This window comes from Falsiroseomonas sp. E2-1-a20 (assembly GCF_051433195.1).
Taxonomy (GTDB): domain Bacteria; phylum Pseudomonadota; class Alphaproteobacteria; order Acetobacterales; family Acetobacteraceae; genus Falsiroseomonas.
In genome coordinates, this window is record NZ_JBHMFT010000154.1 from 1 (window position 1) to 1299 (window position 1299).

Consider the following 1299-nt stretch of genomic DNA (forward strand, 5'->3'; position numbering starts at 1 on the left):
CAAGACCGACCCCGACGGCGCCGGCACGGAAGTGGCGCTGCCGCAGGGCCAGCACGAACTCACCTGCCCAGTGCGGGCCGTGCAGGCCTGGCTGGAGGCCGCCGGGATCGCGGACGGCGCGGTCTTCGTCTCGGTGACCCGCGGCGGCCGCGCCACCGCCACCCGCCTGTCCGACCGCGACGTGGCGCGGGTGGTGAAGGCCGCCGTCGCCGCCGCCGGCTACGACCCCACGAGCTTTGCCGGGCACTCGCTGCGCGCGGGCTTCGCGACCTCGGCCGCCCGCGCCGGCGTGCCGGAGCACGCCATCATGCAGCAGACCCGCCACCGCTCCGCCGCCACCCTGCGCGGCTATGTCCGCCGCGGCGGATTGTTCTTGGACAATGCCGCCAGCAAGGTCGGGCTGTAGGCGGACGGGCGACGGCCATCTCTGCCCACCTGACGCCGCTTCTCTCCGTTGATCGCTCGCCGGCGATCACACGTGGGTCGCGGCCTCTCGGCGGCTCGCTGCTCACGACATTCGTTCCGCCATTCGCGGGGTGTAGGCCTCGCGACTCCTCTGTCGGCCTGGTGTCGCACCGCAATGTCGGTTTCGTTTACGAATCTTCCTTGTTGCCGCAAGCCCTCCTCGTTCAACGCAATTAATTGTAACGTTATTAATGCGTTAAGCGGCCGCGAATCACTGGCACGGATCCTGCTCCACGTTTCGTAATCGAACGAGACACCTGCAGGAGCTTCCGATGAAAATCCCCTCAACCACCCTCGCCGCCTCCCTTCTGGCGGCAGGCCTTGCCTTCGCTGCCGCGCCAGCTACGGCGGCGATCATCTACGCCGGCAACTTCAGCGGCACCGAGTGCGGCGGCGCGGGTGGCTTCAGCAACTGCTACGCCACCACCACCGGCACGCAGCAGGGCGCCACCCCCGGCGCCTCGCCCGCCATCTACAAGCGGGAATCCGGCGGCGGACAGGACGTCAGCAGCAACTTCCCGACCATCACCGGCAGCGAATTCGTGGTCAGCCTGAACGAGGCGACCAACCAACTCAGTTTTGACTACACGCCGGGCGCCGGCGATCCGGAGATCCACTACTTCGCCATCAAGCAGGCGGACGGCTTCGCGCTGTTCTACGACCTGACGATGGCGATCACGTCCTTCACCGCCAACCTCGACACCTACTTCCCAGGCAATCCGGGCTTCTCCCACATCACCTTCTTCGACACCCAGGGCAGCACCACCCCGCCGCCGACCCCGGTGCCGGAACCCGCGAGCCTGGCGCTGTTCGGCGCCGGCCTGTTCGGCCTCA

Annotated in this window: 2 protein-coding genes; both read left to right on the forward strand. The window is 68.1% G+C overall.

Annotated elements, in window-relative coordinates; all coding sequences use genetic code 11:
• Positions 1–406, forward strand: a 406-nt coding sequence (locus ACFHPP_RS31060) for a tyrosine-type recombinase/integrase (protein ID WP_437167086.1), incomplete at its 5' end; no start/stop codon positions are given.
• A 331-nt stretch (positions 407–737) separates the two neighbouring features.
• The coding region (locus tag ACFHPP_RS31065) for a PEP-CTERM sorting domain-containing protein (protein ID WP_437167087.1) at positions 738–1299 on the forward strand (562 nt) is incomplete at its 3' end.